Source organism: Paracoccus kondratievae, assembly GCF_009301415.1.
GTDB lineage: Bacteria > Pseudomonadota > Alphaproteobacteria > Rhodobacterales > Rhodobacteraceae > Paracoccus > Paracoccus kondratievae.
On the sequence record NZ_CP045072.1, the window covers coordinates 354,578 to 372,730 of the forward strand.

At 64.6% G+C, this 18,153-nt stretch carries 19 protein-coding genes and 1 pseudogene; 14 read left to right on the top strand and 6 right to left on the bottom strand.

Features of this window, described 5'->3' with window-relative positions:
* Positions 1-4 precede the first annotated feature (4 nt).
* Both F8A10_RS01815 and F8A10_RS01820 read left to right on the top strand, forming a co-directional pair.
* Positions 5-922 (top strand): DnaJ C-terminal domain-containing protein, encoded by a 918-nt coding sequence (locus F8A10_RS01815; protein WP_010393215.1) that lies wholly within the window; start codon positions 5-7, stop codon positions 920-922.
* Positions 919-1,266 carry a hypothetical protein gene (locus F8A10_RS01820; protein ID WP_010393213.1) on the top strand — a complete coding sequence of 116 codons (348 nt, stop codon included), beginning with the start codon at positions 919-921 and terminating at the stop codon, positions 1,264-1,266. The genes F8A10_RS01815 and F8A10_RS01820 overlap by 4 nt, the downstream gene beginning before the upstream one ends.
* On the opposite strand, the gene F8A10_RS01825 is transcribed toward F8A10_RS01820, so the two are convergent.
* From F8A10_RS01825 to ccmI, 3 genes are read right to left on the bottom strand one after another with little or no spacing between them, the layout of a single operon-like run.
* Positions 1,263-1,442 (bottom strand): DUF1289 domain-containing protein, encoded by a 180-nt coding sequence (locus F8A10_RS01825; protein ID WP_010393211.1) that lies wholly within the window; start codon positions 1,440-1,442, stop codon positions 1,263-1,265. The genes F8A10_RS01820 and F8A10_RS01825 overlap by 4 nt on opposite strands.
* Complete coding sequence (gene ruvX / locus F8A10_RS01830; RefSeq protein WP_010393209.1) at positions 1,439-1,906, bottom strand: Holliday junction resolvase RuvX; 468 nt, start codon at positions 1,904-1,906, stop codon at positions 1,439-1,441. The genes F8A10_RS01825 and ruvX overlap by 4 nt, the downstream gene beginning before the upstream one ends.
* Positions 1,903-3,117 carry a c-type cytochrome biogenesis protein CcmI gene (gene ccmI, locus F8A10_RS01835; protein WP_193668133.1) on the bottom strand — a complete coding sequence of 405 codons (1,215 nt, stop codon included), beginning with the start codon at positions 3,115-3,117 and terminating at the stop codon, positions 1,903-1,905. The genes ruvX and ccmI overlap by 4 nt, the downstream gene beginning before the upstream one ends.
* 203 nt (positions 3,118-3,320) lie before the next feature.
* Here ccmI and F8A10_RS01840 point away from each other — a divergent pair, with 203 nt between their 5' ends.
* The 12 genes and pseudogenes from F8A10_RS01840 (at position 3,321) to der (ending at position 15,651) form a co-directional block, all read left to right on the top strand.
* Positions 3,321-4,595: a sarcosine oxidase subunit beta family protein gene (locus tag F8A10_RS01840; RefSeq protein WP_010393204.1), complete on the top strand. Its 1,275-nt coding sequence runs from the start codon at positions 3,321-3,323 to the stop codon at positions 4,593-4,595.
* A 157-nt stretch (positions 4,596-4,752) separates the two neighbouring features.
* Positions 4,753-4,983 (top strand): hypothetical protein, encoded by a 231-nt coding sequence (locus F8A10_RS01845; protein ID WP_010393202.1) that lies wholly within the window; start codon positions 4,753-4,755, stop codon positions 4,981-4,983.
* A gap of 286 nt (positions 4,984-5,269) precedes the next feature.
* Positions 5,270-5,581, top strand: a pseudogene (locus F8A10_RS01850) (sarcosine oxidase subunit delta); the annotation flags it as partial.
* Positions 5,582-5,670: 89 nt separating this feature from the next.
* A complete protein-coding gene (locus F8A10_RS01855; protein ID WP_152366561.1) occupies positions 5,671-8,601 on the top strand; it encodes a sarcosine oxidase subunit alpha family protein in 2,931 nt (976 codons plus the stop codon).
* Positions 8,594-9,112, top strand: a complete 519-nt coding sequence (locus F8A10_RS01860) for a sarcosine oxidase subunit gamma (protein WP_152366562.1) — start codon at positions 8,594-8,596, stop codon at positions 9,110-9,112. Before F8A10_RS01855 ends, F8A10_RS01860 begins: the two co-directional genes overlap by 8 nt.
* Positions 9,113-9,172: 60 nt before the next feature.
* On the top strand, positions 9,173-9,628 hold the full coding sequence (locus F8A10_RS01865; protein ID WP_010393194.1) for a hypothetical protein: 456 nt from the start codon (positions 9,173-9,175) through the stop codon (positions 9,626-9,628).
* Between the two features lie 107 nt (positions 9,629-9,735).
* Entirely contained in the window at positions 9,736-10,335 is a 600-nt protein-coding gene (locus F8A10_RS01870) for a superoxide dismutase (RefSeq protein ID WP_085501347.1), read from the top strand.
* Positions 10,336-10,411: 76 nt separating this feature from the next.
* On the top strand, positions 10,412-10,990 hold the full coding sequence (locus F8A10_RS01875; RefSeq protein ID WP_152366563.1) for a DUF1203 domain-containing protein: 579 nt from the start codon (positions 10,412-10,414) through the stop codon (positions 10,988-10,990).
* Positions 10,991-11,130: 140 nt separating this feature from the next.
* Positions 11,131-12,042 (top strand): EamA family transporter RarD, encoded by a 912-nt coding sequence (gene rarD / locus F8A10_RS01880; protein WP_010393187.1) that lies wholly within the window; start codon positions 11,131-11,133, stop codon positions 12,040-12,042.
* A gap of 42 nt (positions 12,043-12,084) precedes the next feature.
* Positions 12,085-12,780 carry a tetratricopeptide repeat protein gene (locus F8A10_RS01885; RefSeq protein ID WP_010393185.1) on the top strand — a complete coding sequence of 232 codons (696 nt, stop codon included), beginning with the start codon at positions 12,085-12,087 and terminating at the stop codon, positions 12,778-12,780.
* 82 nt (positions 12,781-12,862) lie between these two features.
* Complete coding sequence (locus tag F8A10_RS01890; RefSeq protein ID WP_085501345.1) at positions 12,863-14,185, top strand: PQQ-like beta-propeller repeat protein; 1,323 nt, start codon at positions 12,863-12,865, stop codon at positions 14,183-14,185.
* Complete coding sequence (der, locus tag F8A10_RS01895) at positions 14,182-15,651, top strand: ribosome biogenesis GTPase Der (RefSeq protein WP_010393181.1); 1,470 nt, start codon at positions 14,182-14,184, stop codon at positions 15,649-15,651. Before F8A10_RS01890 ends, der begins: the two co-directional genes overlap by 4 nt.
* Here the strand turns inward: der and F8A10_RS01900 are convergent.
* From F8A10_RS01900 to F8A10_RS01910, 3 genes are all read right to left on the bottom strand, one after another.
* Positions 15,648-16,421 (bottom strand): hypothetical protein, encoded by a 774-nt coding sequence (locus F8A10_RS01900; RefSeq protein ID WP_152366564.1) that lies wholly within the window; start codon positions 16,419-16,421, stop codon positions 15,648-15,650. The genes der and F8A10_RS01900 overlap by 4 nt on opposite strands.
* A gap of 57 nt (positions 16,422-16,478) precedes the next feature.
* Positions 16,479-17,771 carry a serine--tRNA ligase gene (gene serS, locus F8A10_RS01905; protein WP_010393176.1) on the bottom strand — a complete coding sequence of 431 codons (1,293 nt, stop codon included), beginning with the start codon at positions 17,769-17,771 and terminating at the stop codon, positions 16,479-16,481.
* A gap of 68 nt (positions 17,772-17,839) precedes the next feature.
* Entirely contained in the window at positions 17,840-18,142 is a 303-nt protein-coding gene (locus tag F8A10_RS01910) for a thioredoxin domain-containing protein (protein ID WP_227493398.1), read from the bottom strand.
* Between the last annotated feature and the right edge of the window lie 11 nt (positions 18,143-18,153).

The window sequence follows — 18,153 nt, forward strand, 5'->3', positions numbered from 1 at the left end:
GGCCATGGCCGACGATCCATACAAGGCGCTGGGGCTGAACAAGAACGCCAGTCAGGACGACATCAAGCGGGCCTATCGACGGATCGCCAAGACTGACCATCCGGACCTGAACTCTGATCCCGTCGCGCATGATCGCTTCAAGGCGGCCGCCGCCGCTTATGAACTGCTCAGGGACCCCGAACAGCGCGCGCGCTTTGACCGGGGTGAAATCGACGCCTCGGGGCAAGAACGTCAGCAGCGGCATTACTACCGCGAATATGCCGAATCGGACGACAATCCCTATCGGCAACATCAGGGCTTTGACGATCTGTCGGATGTGTTCTCGGATCTTTTTGGCCGTGGCGGCGGGGGCGGAGGGGGCAGCTGGCGCGGCGGTGCGAAAAGCTTTGATATGCGCGGTCCCGATCAGCGCTTTACGCTGGAAATCGACTTTATGACCGCCGCGCGGGGCGGATCGACCCGGATCACCATGCCTGATGGCAGCGTGCTGGATGTGAAAATCCCCGAAGGCGCGCACGACGGTCAGGTGGTGCGCCTGCGCGGCAGGGGCGGGGCGGGCATGGGCGACGGCCCCCCGGGCGACGCGCTGCTGACCCTGATCGTTGCCGAGGACCCGGATTGGAGGCGCGACGGCGACGATGTCGAAACCATTTTGCCCATCACCATTGATGAGGCCGTGCTAGGTGGCAAGGTCGAGGCCGAGACCATCGACGGCCCTGTCATGCTGACCATCCCTCGCGGCGCAAGTTCCGGTCAAAAGCTGCGGCTGAAAGGCCGCGGCCTGCGGGGCGAGGGCGGCCGGCGCGGCGATCAGCATGTGATCCTGAAAATCGTCATGCCGTCGCGCATCGACGCAGAACTGGAACATTTCATGGAACAATGGCGCCGCGACCATGCCTATGATCCAAGGGGGAGAAGATGACCCAGCGGCATTACACCCTGTCCGAAACGTTGGAGGCCGTCAGCGACCTGACGGCCGAGCAGCTGGAGCGTTACGTCAGTTCCGGTGTCGTCGTGCCGGTTCAGTCCGAGCAGGGGCCGTTGTTTCGTGAAATCGACCTTGCGCGGCTGAATCTCGTGGTTGACCTGGCCGAAGGCTATCATCTGGATGATGAGGCTCTGGCGCTGGTTCTGTCGCTGATAGACCAGCTTCACGGACTGCGTGGCGACATGCGGGCGATTCTGGATGCCGTGGCGCGTGAGCCGGCTGAAACCCGGCTGCGGCTCAAGACGGCGATCCGCGAAGTGCGTGTGGTGACGCGTTAATCCGCCCTTCGCCCTGTCAGCTGGCGGTCAGGCAGCTGGGCCATGATTGCCAGCCGCTCGGCCTCGGTCATGCTGGCCCAACGTGCGATCTCATCAAGACTGCGCAGGCAGCCGCGGCAAAGGCCGCTGTCTGCATAGATCTGGCAGATCTGGATGCAGGGGCTGGACGGTTTCATCCGATAAAGCGCAGCCGGTCGAGCGCCCCTTGCAGGATATAGCCTGCCGCAACCTGATCTATTACCTCTGCCCGGCGTTTGCGCGAGGTATCGCCCTCAAGCAGCGCCCGCTCGGCCGCGACGGTGGACAGTCGCTCATCCCAAAAGGTGATCGGCAGCGGCGTCAGCCGTTCAAGATTGCGGGCAAAGGCGCGGGTCGACTGGGCGCGCGGCCCCTCGCTGCCGTCCATATTGCGAGGCAGGCCCAGCACCAGCCCGACCAGCGCACGCTCATCGACGATCTTCAACAGCGCCTGTGCATCCAGCGTGAATTTCGTCCGCCGGATCACGGTAAGCGGGGATGCGACACCGCGCAGCCCGTCGCTGACCGCAACGCCGATGGTTTTGGTGCCAAGATCCAGCCCGACGATTGCGCCGCTGCGGGGCAGAGCTTCGGCAAAAGCCTCGACGGTCTCGCAGATCATTCCAGCCCCGCCTGCTTTGCGGCCGCCTCGATCAGATCCAGCGCCGGTTGATTGCCTGAAAACCGCTGCCGCGCCTCGCCAAGCACGGCTTTCGCATGGTCCTGCTGCCCGATCACAGGCAGCGAAGAGATCAGCCGCGCCCATTCCTCGGGGGTACCGCCCTGGGTTGCCAGCCGGGATTCCAGCCCCTTGACCATCCCTTCGATCATCTTCTGGCGCTCTTCGGGCGGCAGGTCCTGCGCGGCTGCTATCGCATCCGCGTCGGGGCCGGGCAGGGTCGAGGGCTCGGGCGGGGTATAGTCCGGCTGCCCGGCAAGCCACGCCAGATCGCTGATCGCGGCGCGGATGGGGGCAATCCACGGCGCGCTTTCCGGCCCTTCGGCCAAAAGGCCCGCCCAGATCGGAAAGGCGCGGTCGGGACGGCCGTTCTGCAAGTGCAGCAGCCCGACCATGAAACGCGCCTGCGGGTTGCGCGGGTCGCGCGCCAGCGCCTCGGCAACCGCTTTTTCACCATCGCTGGTGATAAGCCCGCCTGCCGCCTCGATTGTCAGCCCGGCAAGACGCGCCAGATCCTCGGCGCTGGCCTGATCGCCGCGTAGCGCGACCAGACGGCGCTGAGCATCCTTGGCCGCGACCAGATTGCCCAGCCGCTCTTCATGCTCGGCCAGCAGTTCCAGCCCGCGCGGATCGTTGGGATTCTTTTGAACCACTTCGCGCAGCTGGTCGATCAGCGCGGTATATTCGGCATCGGGCTCGGGCCGTTCGGGTTGGGGGCCCCTGGCCTCGGCCTCGGTCTGAGTGGGGCGGCTGTCGTAAAGGGCCTGTGCATCGGCGATGCGCTGCGCGATAGGGGCATCGGGGCGATCAGGCTGACCCAGCCGCTGATAAAGAAAGAACGCCCCGACAAGCAGCAGTGCCAGTGCGACCAGCGCCACCCACCCCCCAGGCGAGCGTTGGCCGCTGACGGCACGTTGCAGCGCACGGTCGGCGGCCAGAACCTTGCGGCCGATTTCGACACGCAAACGCTCGGCATCGGTCTGATCTATCACCCCGCGTTCCAGATCCCTGCCGACCTCGCGCAGCTGGTCACGATAGACCCGCAGGTCATAGGCGGCGGCGGGCTCGGCCTCGTCGCCCTGCCGTCGCAGAAGCGGTGCTGCGATGGCGACGGTCACCATCCCTGCCAGCGCGGCACAGATAATCCAGAACATCGGCTTCCCCTTGTGGCTGGTTCCGGTGATAGCCGTTTTCGCCGGGCGGAAAAAGTCAAAGCACTGCGACAAAAATACAGCGCCCCGACGGGAGATCTGCGCCCCGCCCTGACGCATTTTGACAACCGCCGCGTCGCAACCCGGCTTGCCCGAAAACGGCTGCCGTTTCACTCTGCTGTCATTGAGTCGAAAGAGGTTCTGTCATGCCTGCTGCCCCCGCAAGTTCCAGCACCGGCCGCTATTCGGTCTTTGCCATCGCGCGAGAGGCGATGCGGCTTCACACCGGCTGGAAGCGCGCCTGGGCCAGCCCCGAGCCGCGCAAGAAATATCAGGTCATCATCGTGGGTGCTGGCGGCCACGGCCTTGCCACCGCCTATTACCTTGGCAAGAATTTTGGCATCACCGATGTTGCAGTTCTGGAAAAAGGCTGGCTGGGCGGCGGCAACACCGGTCGCAACACCACGATCATCCGGTCGAACTATCTGCAGGACCCCTCTGCGGCGATCTATGACAAGGCGCTGAAGCTTTACGAAAATCTGTCGCAGGATCTGAACTACAACATCATGTTCAGCCCGCGCGGCCTGCTGATGCTGGCGCAGACCGAACACGAGGTGCGCGGCTACAAGCGCACCGCCTATGCCAACCAGTTGCAAGGCGTGGCGACCGAGTGGATCACCCCCAAGCGCATCAAAGAGATGCTGCCGATCATCAATATCGACGGGCCGCGCTATCCGGTTCTGGGTGGTCTGTATCAGGAACGCGGCGGTACCGCCCGGCACGATGCCGTCGCCTGGGGCTATGCCCGCGCCTGTTCGGCCATGGGCATGCATATCATCCAGAACTGCGAGGTGACCGGTGTTGAGACCGCCGGCGGCAAGGTTGTCGCGGTGAACACCGGCAAAGGCCGGATCGAATGCGACAAGCTGGCGCTGATCGCGGCGGGCCACAGTTCGGTTCTGGCAGAGATGGCGGGCTTCCGCCTGCCCATCGAATCGCTTGCCCTTCAGGCGCTGGTGTCCGAGCCGATCAAGCCCTGCTGTGATCTGGTCATCATGGCCAACACCGTTCACGGCTATCTGTCGCAATCCGACAAGGGTGAAATGGTGATCGGGGGCGGGACAGACGGGTTCAACAACTACACCCAGCGCGGCTCGTGGCATCATGTCGAAGAAACCGTGCGCGCGCTGATCGAGACCTTCCCCATGCTCTCGCGGCTCAAGATGCTGCGGCAATGGGGAGGGATCGTCGATATGACCGGCGATCGCTCTCCGATCCTGTCGACGACGCCGGTGGGCAATATTTTCGTAAACTGCGGCTGGGGTACGGGTGGTTTCAAGGCCATCCCCGGCTCGGGCTGGGCCATGGCCGAACTGGTCGCCAAGGGCCAGCCTGGTCCTTTGGCTGCTGATTTTGGCCTGAACCGCTTTGCCGAAGGCCGCTTCATCGACGAAAGCGTCGCCGCGGGGGTGGCGCACTAATGCTCATGCCGGGCGCGATCCTGCCGGGGTCCGCGGAATTTGGGCCAATTCTTGCCAAATTCCGCGCCGGCGCAGAAAATTTCGTCCAAGCCTTGGGAAACTCTTCGTTGTCTGGTGAATTGTCTCAGTACGTCACCATGACCAAGGAGTTTTCTTCATGGCCGAACAGAACAAGAGCAACCTCTGGCTCATCGGCGGCGTTGTCGTCGTCGTGCTGGTCGTCATTTACTGGTTCGTGTCCTCGGGAACCGAACCGGCCGCGACTGAACCGCCTGCCGCACCGGCAGCCTCGTCCGAAAGCGCGCCCGCAGATGACGGCGCTGTTTCGGTCGAACCTCCGGCTGAGCCTGCGGCTCCGGCTGAACCCGCGACGCCTTCTACGAACTAAGGCGCCTGATCCGGCGCCAGGGGGCGCCTTTTCCTGCATTGGCCGGGGGGCGGTTCGTCCCTCGGTTTCCTGCTGCGCGTTCTGGCCGGGTCCTGCTGCGACCCTTGCCGCCGGGCCCGCGCTGACCAAACCTGCTTTCCTTCTGCAAGCCCTGCCGGTGCGCCACGCGCCCGCAGTCGGCTGCGGAAGCTTCAGCAACCCCCAGCCCATTACACAGATGATCCGCGTCCGGCCCTTTGCCGGGACGCGGGCCTGTCTGCGCGACCTGCCGCCCAAGGAGTGACCCATGCTGATCCTGACCTGTCCCTATTGCGGCATTTCGGCCGAGGAAACCGAGTTGCAGCCGGGCGGCGAAGCGCATCTGAAGCGCGTCGGCCCCGGGTCCTCGGACACCGAATTTGAAAGCTATCTGTTCGCCCGCAAGAACCCCAAGGGCGTGCATTTTGAGCGTTGGCGTCACGCCTATGGCTGCGGCAAGTGGTTCCTTGCCGCCCGCGACACCGCAACGTTGCAGGTCTTTGGCACCTACAGTGCCCAGACCCCGCATCCGACGGACGAAATCGTTGCCGCCATCCGGGTGCATCGCCCTGATTGGCAACCCGACTGGGATAGCGCACCGGCTGCCGCAAGCTCTGCTTCCAACCCTGCCGCCATCTCTGGCGAAACCTCTGCCGAAAGCCCGAAAGCATGACCGAGACCGGACCCTTCCGACTGCCGCGCGGCGGCCGCCTGATTGATCGCGCATATCCGTTGCCCTTCCGCTTTGACGGGCGCCAGATGCGTGGGGTTGCGGGCGACACCATTGCCTCGGCCCTGTTGGCGAATGGCCAGCTGATGATGGGCCGCAGCTTCAAGTATCACCGCCCGCGCGGCCCGATCGCCTCGGGCGTGGAAGAGCCGAACGCGCTTTTGGGCCTTGGTCAGGCGGGCCGGTTCGAGCCGAACCAGCGTGCGACCACCACGCCGCTGATCGGCGGCATGGTCACGACCAGCCAGAACTGCTGGCCCAGCCTGAACGCTGATATCGGCGCGGTAAACAACTGGCTGTATCGCTTTTTCCCGGCGGGGTTCTATTACAAGACCTTCATCCATCCCCGCGCGTTCTGGAAACATGTGTTTGAGCCGGTGATCCGCCGGTCGGCCGGTCTGGGCAAGGCCCCGACCGAAGCCGACCCCGACAAATACGAACAGGCCTATGCCCATGTGGATGTCGTTGTTGTCGGTGGCGGCATTGCTGGTCTGGCCGCTGCCCGCGACGCGGCGCGCGAGGGCAAATCGGTCTGGCTGGTCGAGCAGACGCCCCATTTCGGCGGCCGCACCCCCACCGACCACGCTGATGGTCAGTCCCACGTCGACGCTCTGGTAGCCGAGCTGCAGGGGATGCAGAACGTAACCCTGCGCCGCTCGACCCAGGCGACCGGGCTTTACGACCATGGCTATCTGCTGGCGCGCGAATCGCTGGCCGATCACGACCCGAACGCAGGCATCCCCCGCCAGCGCCTGTGGCGCATCCGTGCAGGTCATGTGATCGTCGCGACCGGCGCGCTTGAACGGCCGCTAAGCTTTGCCGGCAACGATGTGCCGGGTGTGATGCTGGCCTCGGCCGTGCGCGATTACATCAACGATTATGGCGTCGCGCCGGGGCGCAGGATCGTTGTCGTTGCCAATAATGACGACGCTTATCGCACCGCGCTGGTGGCCCTTGAGGCCGGGCTTGAGGTGCCGGCGGTGATCGACGCGCGCAACTCGGTCGAGGGTGCTTTGCCCGCGGCGGTGCGTGCCCGGGGCGTGCGCGTCCTGACCGGCAGCGCCATCGCCGGGATCAAGGGTGGCCATTCGGTCGAGGCGGTCAAGATCTGCGCCCATTCCGGCTCGGGCGATGTGACCGAGACGGTGGACGCCGATTGCGTGGCAATGTCCGGCGGCTGGTCCCCGGTGGTTCACCTTTGGAGCCATTGCGGCGGCAAGCTGAACTGGGATGACGCGCAGGCGATGTTCGCCCCCGACCCGAACCGTCCCCCGACCGGGGCAGACGGCAAGGCAATGGCAAGCTGTGCCGGTGCCGCTGCGGGCGATCTGCTGGTCGCCGGGCTGACCGGTGCGCAGGCCGAGGCGGCGATCATGCCGGTCTGGGTCATGCCGCAGCAGGCCACGCGCAAGATGAAGTTCAAGATGTGGCTCGACTTTCAGAACGACGTGAAGGTCTCGGATGTCGAACTTGCTGCGCAAGAGGGCTATCACAGCGTCGAACATACCAAGCGGTACACCACGCTTGGCATGGCGACCGATCAGGGCAAGGTCAGCAATATCAACGGCCTTGCTGTTCTGTCGAACGCGCTGAACCAGCCGATCCCGGCGACCGGCACCACGACTTTCCGCCCGCCCTATACGCCCCTGACGCTTGGCACCATCGCTGCTGAGGCGCGGGGTGAGCTGTTCCAGCCCCTGCGCAAAACTCCGATGCATGGCTGGCACGAGGCGCGCAGCGCCTTCTTTGAGCCGGTCGGTCACTGGCGCCGCCCCTATTGCTATCCCAAGGCGGGCGAAAGCCATGCCGATGCGGTGGCGCGTGAGGTGCGGGCGGTGCGGGCCAGCGTCGGGACCCTGGACGCCTCGACGCTGGGCAAGATCATCGTCAAGGGTCCCGATGCGGGCAAGTTCCTCGACATGATCTACACCGGCATGATGTCCACACTGCCGGTCGGCAAATGCCGCTATGGCCTGATCTGTAACGAGAACGGCTTTCTGATCGACGACGGCGTCGCCGCGCGGCTTAGCGAGGACACCTGGCTGGTCCACACCACCACTGGCGGGGCCGAGCGCATCCATGGTCACATGGAGGACTGGCTGCAATGCGAATGGTGGGACTGGAAGGTCTGGACTGCCAACGTGACCGAGCAATGGGCGCAGATCGCTGTGGTCGGCCCCAAGGCGCGCGTTCTGCTTGAGCGGCTGGGCGGCATGGATCTGTCTGCCGAGGCGCTGCCCTTTATGGGCTGGGCCGAGGGCGAGATTGCTGGTATTCCGGCCCGCGTCTATCGCATCAGCTTCTCGGGTGAGCTGTCCTTTGAGGTGGCCGTTCCTGCCAACCGCGGGCTTGAGCTTTGGGAAAAGCTGCATGAGGCCGGCAAGGACCTGAGCGTTACGCCCTATGGTACCGAGGCCATGCATATCATGCGGGCCGAAAAAGGCTTTATCATGATCGGCGACGAAACCGACGGCACGGTGATCCCGCAGGATCTGGGCCTTGGCTGGGCGGTCAGCAAGAAAAAGGCCGATTTCATCGGCAAGCGTGCACAAGAGCGCAGCCACATGACCGATCCCGAACGCTGGAAGCTCGTCGGCCTGGAAAGCGTTGACGGGCGGGTGCTGCCCGACGGCGTCTATGCTGTCGATGAGGGCGTGAATGCGAATGGTCAGCGCAAGACGCAGGGCAGGGTGACCTCGACCTATATGTCTCCGACGCTGAACCGGCCGATTGCCATGGGTCTGGTCAGGCATGGACCTGACCGCATGGGTGAGGTGCTGGAATTCCCCGTTGCGGGTCAGGAAAGCTACAAGGCGCGGATCGTCGATCCGGTGTTCTACGACAAGGAAGGGAGCCGGGCGAATGGCTGAGGCATTGGCAAGGATTTCGCAGGTCCAGGACTGGGGCATGATCCAGATCCGCGCCGATCTGGAGCGCGCGGGCGATGCGATTGCCGGCGCAGCCGGGCTCACCGTGCCCGGACGCGGCCGCGTCACCTCGGACGGCAGCCGCAAGCTGGGCTGGATGTCCCCGGATGAGCTGCTGCTGGTCCTGCCGCTTTCAGAGATGGCCGGGACGCTGACCGCCCTGCGGGATGCGCTGTCGACCGAACACGCGCTGGTTCTGGACGTCAGCGATATGCGCGCGGTGTTCCGCATCCATGGCGCCAGGGCCCGTCAGGTGCTGATGAAACTGTGCCCGACGGATCTGTCCTCGATGCCCGAGGACGGGCTGCGCCGTACCCGTGCCGCGCAGGTCGCCTGCGGCATCTGGCGTGAGCCCGAGGGCTATGTGCTGATCGGCTTCCGCTCGGTTGCCGATTATCTGCGCAACCTTCTGACGACTGCGGCGGCGCCGGGCACGCAGCTGGACCCTCGCTAGGGCTTGTGGTCGCGGCGGGGCGGCGTATGGATGGTGGGCTGATGCCATCCGGTTGATTCCATGCGTTCCGTCCCGTTCCTGCCTGCCCTTGCTTTTGCCGGTCTGATGATGCCGGTCTCTGCCTCCAGCGCGCAGGACCGCGCGCAAGAGGCACCTATCGTGATGATGTGCCAGATCGTCGATCAAAGCGGCACCGGCTGGGTGCCCGAGTTCATCATGCTGACCCGCCAGACCTCTGGCCCGAAAGAGGGCCGGATCGAGGTCTTTGACCCGATCCTTAAGCGTCTTGTCGGCCGTCCGACCGAGGCACGCATTACCGGCGACGACCGGCAGAGCCGCACCTATGGCTGGGCGCTTGCCGGGGTGCGCAACGCCTCGGGTCAGCGGACCGAGCGGCTGGACTATAGGTTGAACCTTCGCAAGGCGGATGGTACGGCTATGGTGACGGCGACGGCCCTGGGCTATGATAACGTCATGACCGGAACCGGATTTTGCGGTTTTCCCGGCGCGGAATGAGGCAGGAACTTGCCTGCCTGCCAGGCGTTAAGCTGGCAGCAAGGGCTTTTCCCCGTTTCCCATCCGTGCCAGAACATCACTCCAAACCCGTTGGAAAGGATACAGAAATGGCCTTTACGCTTCCCGACCTTCCTTATGCTCACGACGCGCTGGCCGCGGGCGGTATGTCCAAGGAAACGCTCGAGTTTCACCACGACAAGCACCACAAGGCCTATGTTGACAAGCTCAACGAGCTGATCGCGGGTACCGAGTGGGAAGGCAAAAGCCTTGAGGACATCGTCAAGGGCACCTACCAGTCGGGCGCTGTGGCGCAGAACGGCATTTTCAACAACGCCAGCCAGCACTGGAACCACAGCCAGTTCTGGGAAATGATGGGCCCGAACCCCGGCGCGATCCCCGGCGAGCTTGAAAAAGCCCTGACCGAATCCTTTGGCTCGGTTGCGGACTTCAAGAAGAAATTCACCGAAGCCGGCGTCGGCCAGTTCGGTTCGGGCTGGGCCTGGCTGGTCAAAGACGCCGACGGCAGCCTGAAGATCACCAAAACCGAAAACGGCGTGAACCCGCTGTGCTTTGGTCAGACCGCGCTTTTGGGTTGCGACGTGTGGGAGCACAGCTACTACATCGACTTCCGCAACGCCCGGCCGAAGTATCTCGAGAACTTCCTCGACAAGCTGGTGAACTGGGAAAACGTGGCCTCGCGCCTCTGATCCCTTCGCCACATTGGATCAGGGCCCGCCATCTGGCGGGCCTTTTTCCATCGCGCAGCACGGTTGCAAATTTCTGATGTTCTGGCTGACCGCGATGCGGTCGGTGTCAGCATTCAAAAGCAGGAAACCGGGTGCCTTACGCCTGCTGAAGGGCAAGATTAACGTCTGCTTCCAGGAGGCTGTAATGAAAAAGGTAACGTTTCTTCCTTTGCCAAGCGATCACGTGAAGGCCCTGAGGTCAGGGGGACGCGATGCATATGGTTGCCTGCCCGAGCGGACGATCTCTGACGGTAAGGGCAATCCATGCCGACATTGTCCGGGGCTTATTCCCAAGGGCGCCGGGATGCTGATCTTGGCCTGTCGACCATTTGATGAACTACAGCCCCATGCCGAAACAGGCCCGATCTTTCTATGCGCTGATGAGTGTCAGCCGTGGGCTGGCGACGGCCTGCCGCCGATGCTGGAAAGCCCGGACTATCTGCTGAAAGGATATACGGCCGATCAGCGGATCCGATACGGGACCGGAAAAATCGTCGCCAAAGACGAAATCAGTTCCTGTGCCGCAGAGCTGCTTGCCTGCGATGACATCAGCTTTGTTGATGTCCGATCCGCGCGCAACAATTGCTTTCAGACCCGGATTGTAAGGGCGTCCTGAACCGGCCGCCATGTACAACGCATCTGGTTTGGCCAGGTCACGAACCGGATTTTCCTGGCCGTCTTGCCACACGTTATCCGGCGGCCCCTTGCCCCGGTTGCGAATCGGCGGCATGGCTTGGCGACCGAAAGGATTCCTGCATGAGTGATTGGACCAAGGGCTTTTGGGCGATGATCGCGGTCTGTGTGACCTGGGGTCTGTCGCCGATCTATTATCGTGCGCTCTCGGGAGTGCCGACTGTTGAGGTGCTGGCGCATCGCACCCTTTGGTCTTTGGTCCTGTTTCTGATCGTGCTTGCCGTTCAGGGAAGGCTGGGCGCGCTGCGCGAGGCGCTGACCGGGCGCTGGGTTGGGCGCATCACGCTGGCGGCGCTGATGGTTTCCACGAACTGGGGCCTGTTCATCTGGGCGATCCAGGCCGGTCATGTCGTTCAAAGCTCGCTTGGCTATTACATCTTTCCGCTGATGGCGGTGGTGGTCGGGATGCTGCTTTTCGGCGAAAAGCTCAGTGCGGCGCAGGCGGTGGCGGTGCTGCTTGCGGTGACGGCGGTGGTGCTGCTGACCTGGGGACTGGGGGTTGCGCCGTGGATCAGCCTTGGGCTGGCGCTGACTTTTGTCGCCTATGGCGCGATCAAGAAGGCTCTGCCGCTGGGTCCGGTGCTGTCGGTCGCAGCCGAAGTGGCGCTGCTGACGCCGCTTGCGCTTTTGTGGCTGCTGGGACAGGGGTTCGGGCTGATGCCGGAGGCGCTGGCGCAGCCGCTGGCATTCGGGGCCGATCTGTGGACCTCATTGCTGCTGATCAGCTCGGGTGCGGTGACGGCCGTGCCGCTGATCCTGTTCAGCTATGCCGCACGGCGGGTCGGGATGGCGACGCTGGGGTTGATGTTCTATCTGAACCCGACGTTGCAGTTTCTGTGTGCGGTGCTGCTGTTTGGTGAGCCGTTCACCCGCTGGCACATGGTTGCGTTCGCGATCATCTGGGTGGCGCTGGCGATCTACAGCCTGTCAGCCTTCCGTCAGTCGCGTCGCGTCCCGCCATTGGCAAACGGGTGAAACCGCGTATAGAACAGCGCGCAGGATATATCCGGGGACGACATGGCCAATCAGAACGACAGCTTCATCGACGAAGTCACCGAGGACCTGCGCCGAGACCGGCTGTTCGCATTTTTCCGCCGCTATGGCTGGGTTGCGCTGGTGGTGATTCTGGGGATCGTCGGCGGTGCAGCCTGGCACGAATATTCCAGCCGTCAGGCCGAAACCAGGGCTCAGGCCTGGGGCGATGCCGTTCTTGCCGCCCGTCAGGGCGAGGACCCGATCACGGCGCTTTCCGCCATTGATCCCGCAGGCTCGGCCGGCCGCAAGGCCCTGTCCGAGATGCTGGCCGCCGGAGCCGAGGCCGAGGCCGGGCTGCCGCAAAAAGCTGCCGAGCGTCTCAAGGCCGTTGCGGCTGATCTGGCAGGCGATCCCGTGCTGCATGATCTGGCGCTGCTCAAGGCCGTGATGGTCGCCGGTCCCTCGATGGACGCGGCCGAACGTGACCGGCTGCTGGCCGATCTGTCCAAGCCCGGCGCGCCCTTTGAGCTTCTGGCGCTTGAGCAAAAGGTCGTGGCGCTGATGGGCGCGGACCGCAAAGAGGACGCAATCACCCTGATCGGCCAGATCCAGCAAAAGGATGGCCTGTCCGAGCCCTTGCGTCGCCGCCTGTCCGAGATGATGATCACCCTGGGCGTCGAGCCCAAGCGCGACGCGGGTCCCGGGCCGCAAACCGTGCCGGCCCCCGCCGCAAATTAATGACCGGTCCTGCCGGCGAACTGAAACACCGTGCCCGCGGCCGGGTCTGATTCGACACCCGGCCAGGATAAAGGAGAACGCGATGACGAGGCTGCCCCTGATCGCCGCCCTGGCCGGACTGACCGTCCTTTCGGCCTGCCAGCAGCGTGAGGTCATCCTGCCCGGAGAACGGCTGGACCCGCGCGCGGTGCTGTCGCCCGAAGGACCGGTGGCTGACGGAGCCCAGGCGCCGGCCACAGCCGCCCTGTCTCTGCCGCCGGTGCGCGGTAACTCTGACTGGACCCAGCGTGCTGGCAATGCTGCGCATGCGCCGGGCAACGTCGCGCTGGGGGCGGGGACGCAACGGGTCTGGGCGGCCGCCATCGGCTCTCCGTCGGGCAAGCGCCACCGCATCACCGCCGATCCGGTTGTGGGGGGCGGCCTGATCTTTACGCTGGACAGCCAGTCCACCGTCACTGCAACAACCACCGGCGGGGGCCGGGTGTGGAGCGTCGATCTGCGCCCTGCTGGCGAAAGCGACCGCAGCGTCTCGGGCGGCGGTCTTGCCGTCGAGGGCAGCCGGGTCTTTGCGACCACCGGCTATGGTGAGCTGGTTGCGCTGGACACCCGCAATGGCGGCGTCGCGTGGCGCCAGCGGGTCGATGCGCCGATCAGCGGCGCGCCCACTGTGGCGAATGGCGTCGTTTATGTCGTCGGCCGCGACCAGACCGGCTGGGCGGTGCGCGCCAGCGACGGCAAGGTGCTGTGGCGCAGCTTTGACAACAAGGACATGGCGGGCGTCATGGGGGCATCGGCCCCGGCGGTTGCGGGTGATACGGCGGTGTTCCCGTCGAATACCGGCGGCCTGATCGGCGTCGACACCGGCAATGGCAGCCAGCGCTGGGTCTCGAACGTCGGGGGAACCCGGCTTGGCCGTGCGGTCTCGTATTTCCGCGACATGACGGGCGATCCGGTCATCGTCGGCAATACTGTCTACGCTGGCACCAGCGCGGGCGGGGTCGGGGCCTTTGACCTTGGCACCGGCATGATGAAATGGCACGCCCGCGAAGGCGCGGCGAGCCCTGTTCTGGCAGCGGGCAATTCGGTCTTTCTCGTCAACGATCAGGCGCAGCTGATCCGGCTGGACGCGGCCAATGGTGGCCGGGTCTGGGCGCAGAAACTGCCCTATTTTACCGAACAGATCGTTCGCAAGCAGGACAAGATCTGGAACCACTATGGTCCGGTGCTGGCAGGATCCAGGCTTTACCTTGCCTCATCTGACGGTTATCTGCGCGTCTTCGATCCCGCTTCGGGCGCGCTGATCGGCACGGCCCAGATCCCGGGCGGGGCCGCGGCGGCGCCGGCTGTGGCGGGCCAGACCCTTTATGTCGTCACCCATGGCGGCCAGTTGATTGCATACAGATGACCTTTACCCTCGCCATTGTCGGGCGTCCCAATGTCGGCAAGTCCACGCTGTTCAACCGCCTTGTCGGCAAGCGGCTGGCGCTGGTTGACGACCAGCCCGGCGTGACCCGCGACCTGCGCGAGGGGCAGGGGCGTCTGGGCGATCTGCGCTTTATCGTCGTTGATTCGGCCGGACTTGAAATGGCCGAAGATGACAGCCTGCAAGGCCGCATGCGCCGCCTGACCGAACGCGCGGTCGATGAGGCGGACGTCTGCCTGTTCATCATCGACGCCCGTGTCGGGGTGACTGCGGCGGATGAGTATTTCGCCGATATCCTGCGCAAGCGCGCCAAACACGTCATTCTGGCCGCGAACAAGGCCGAGGGCCGTGCCGGAGAGGCGGGCGCGATCGAGGCCTATGCTCTTGGTCTGGGCGAACCCCTGCGCATCTCGGCCGAGCATGGCGAGGGGATGGACGATCTATACCGCGCCCTTGTCCCGCTGGCCGAGGGGTTTGAGGCCCAGAACGTCCAGCAGGCGCCCGAAACCGATGTCGCTGTCGAGGATGGTGACGAAGAGGCCGAGGATTGGCGTCCCTCAGAGCGCAAGCCTTTGCAGATCGCTGTGATCGGTCGGCCGAACGCGGGGAAATCGACGCTTATCAACCGTATTCTGGGCGAAGATCGCCTGCTGACCGGGCCCGAGGCCGGGATCACCCGCGATTCGATCAGCGTCGGTACCACGTTCATGGGGACGCCGGTCCGCATCTTTGACACGGCGGGGATGCGCAAAAAGGCGCGCGTCACCGACAAGGTCGAAAAGCTGTCGGTCGCCGATGGCCTGCGCGCCGTGCGCTTTGCCGAGGTGGTGGTCGTTCTGCTGGACGTGGGTATCCCGTTCGAGCAGCAGGACCTGCGCATTGCCGATTTCGCTGAAAGCGAGGGCCGCGCCGTGGTCGTCGCCGCGAATAAATGGGACCTCGAAGAGGACAAGCCCGAAAAGCTCAAAGAGCTGCGCGAGGCGTTCGAGCGGCTGCTGCCGCAGCTCAAGGGCGCGCCTTTGGTCACCGTCTCGGCCCGCACGGGCAAGGGGCTGGACCGGCTGCATGCAGCGATCCTGCGCGCGCATGAGGTCTGGAACCGGCGTGTGTCGACCGCGCGTCTGAACCAGTGGCTGTCGGCGATGACCGAGGCGCATCCGACCCCTGCTCCGGGGGGGCGGCGCATTCGGCTGCGCTATATCACTCAGGTCAAGACGCGTCCGCCAGCCTTTGTCATCATGGCGACCCATACCGACAAACTGCCCGACAGTTACGCGCGCTATCTGGTCAACGGGCTGCGGCAGGATTTCGACATGCCGGGTACACCGATCCGGCTGACCTTCCGCGATCAGGGGTCCAAGAACCCCTACAAGGACAAGGCGAACAAGATCAATCAGTCCGGCGCGCTTTCCAAACACAAGCACCGGCAAAAGCCCAAGGGCGCTTAGGTCAGCACCCGCACCATAGCCACGGCGATGATGGCGATCGAGATCACCGCCATGGTGGCGATCACCGCGTCGGTGGTGACCGTCGCCCCGGCAAGGCAGATCAGCCCCCAGAGCAGCGCCAGGCTGAAACCCGTCCTGCGCCCCAGCCGCAGTTGCACGCTGACCGCCGCGACCGAGCCGATGAGCATGGTGATTACGGCGGCAATCTCTTGCGGGATGCCAAGCTCGTCTCGCAAAAGTCCCGCCAGAACGGCAAAGCTGATCAGCATCCCCCAGCCCGCGATAAAGCCAAGGGTCGAGCTGTGCAGCACCTCATCCCCGCTGCGGACGCCGCGCATGGCCGCGGCAAGAAATGCCGTCAGCATTGCGGCAGCCAGTACCAGCGCCACCACCGGCTGTCCGGGCAAAAGCCAGGGCCAGATCGCCCCCAGGACCAGCCCAAGGATCAGTGGCCCCTGCACGGCCCCGCCATCGTTGCGTCTGGCCTGCCGCCACGGGCCCGGCAGAACGAAACAGCGGGCAAGGTGATAGACCAGCGCCACCATGGTCACGACCATCAGCCCGGCCATGCCAGGGCCCCCGGGTTGCAGGAACAGCCCCGGCAGATCCATTTGCTGTGGCTGCTCGGTGAGGCGCTGAAGGCCCGCCAGCGCAATGCCCCGCTCGGCCAGTGTCACGCCTTCTTGCGCGGGCGTCATGGCGTGAAAGACCGTGCTGGCCATAAAGACCAGCGCAGCCAGAACCAGCAACAAGGTACCCACGCGCGACATGAGCAGGAAACGCCGCCAACGCGCATGAAGTTGCGCGCCGGACCGCCTTTTCTTGACTCAGATCAGCTGGCCGTCAGCCCCTAGCCGCGTCTTTCCGCCCAGATAGGGATGCAGCACCTCGGGCAGGACGACCGAACCGTCGGCTTGCTGGCCGTTTTCCAGCACCGCGATCAGCGTCCGGCCGACCGCCAGACCCGAGCCGTTCAGGGTATGGACGAACTCGGGCTTGCCGCCATTCGCCGGGCGATAGCGCGCATTCATGCGCCGCGCCTGAAAATCGCCGCAATAGCTGACCGAGGAAATCTCGCGGTAACGGTTCTGCCCGGGCAGCCAGACTTCGAGGTCATGGGTGATGCGCGCGCCAAAGCCCATATCGCCACCGCAAAGTACGATGGTGCGATAGGGCAGACCCAGCCGCTCCAGCACCGCCTCGGCACAGCGGGTCATGCGGGCGTGCTCGGCCGGTCCCGATCCGGCATCGGTGATCGACACCATCTCGACCTTTTCGAACTGGTGCTGACGCAGCATACCTGCGGTGTCGCGCCCGGCGCTGCCTGCCTCAGAGCGGAAGCACTGGCTGTGCGCCACATAGCGGCGCGGCAGGCTGGAGTGGTCGATGACCTCGTTATTGACGATATTGGTCAGCGTCACCTCGGCGGTCGGGATCAGCCACCAGCCTTCGCGGGTCTGATAGCTGTCCTCGCCGAATTTCGGCAACTGGCCCGTACCCTCCATCATTTCGGACAGGACCAGCACCGGGGTCCAGGTCTCGGTCAGCCCGTGCTCGTTGCCGTGCAGGTCAAGCATGAACTGGGCAAGCGCGCGATGGATGCGGGCGACGCCGCCCGACAGCACGACAAAGCGTGAGCCTGCCAGTTTCGCAGCAGTTTCAAAATCCATGCCGGGCTTGACGCCTTCGATCTCGAAATGTTCGCGGGGGGTGAAATCCAGGGTGCGCGGCTCGCCCCAGCGGCGGATCTCGACGTTGTCATCCTCATCCTTGCCGGGCGGCACGCTGTCGAGTGGCAGGTTGGGGATGGTCAGCAGCAGCTCGCGCAGCTTGGCATCCAGCGCCGAGGCCTCGGCTTGCAGGCGGGCGGTTTCGTCCTTCTTGGCGGTGACGAGGTTGCGCAGGCGCTGGAACTCCGCCTCGTCGCCGCGACCCCTGGCGGCGCCGGCCTCTTTGCTGGCCTTGTTCTGTTCGGCCTGCGCGGCCTCGGCCGCGGCGATGCGGGAACGGCGGTCGGCATCCAGCGACAGAATTTCGGGAGAAGCCGGCGGCAGGTTGCGCAAGCCAAGTGCGGCGTCGAAAGCGGCGGGATTCTCGCGGATTGCGCGGATGTCGTGCATGGCTGACCCGTGTCTAGGTAAGTACTTACTTGCGATGGGATAAACCAAAGCGGACCGGGGTGAAAGCCTCAGCCCGCCGCCTGGGCCAGCATATCGCGCAGAACGTCAAAGAAACGGTCGCGGCCGGGGTAGCCTTCAAAGCGGGCCATCTCGACCCCGTCCTGCAGCAGGATGAATGTCGGGGTCAGCCATGGTCGCCGCGCCAGCGCCAGCCCGTCGGGATAGGGACCGTCCAGATCGACCGTCAGCAAGGGCGCAGCGCGGCCCTCGGGGTGGCTGGCATAGACGGGGGCAATCTCGCGGTCCCATTGTGCGCAATAGACGCAGCCCCGACGCCGCACCATCATCAGCTGCAGGCGCGGCGCGGCCATGGCAGGTCCAG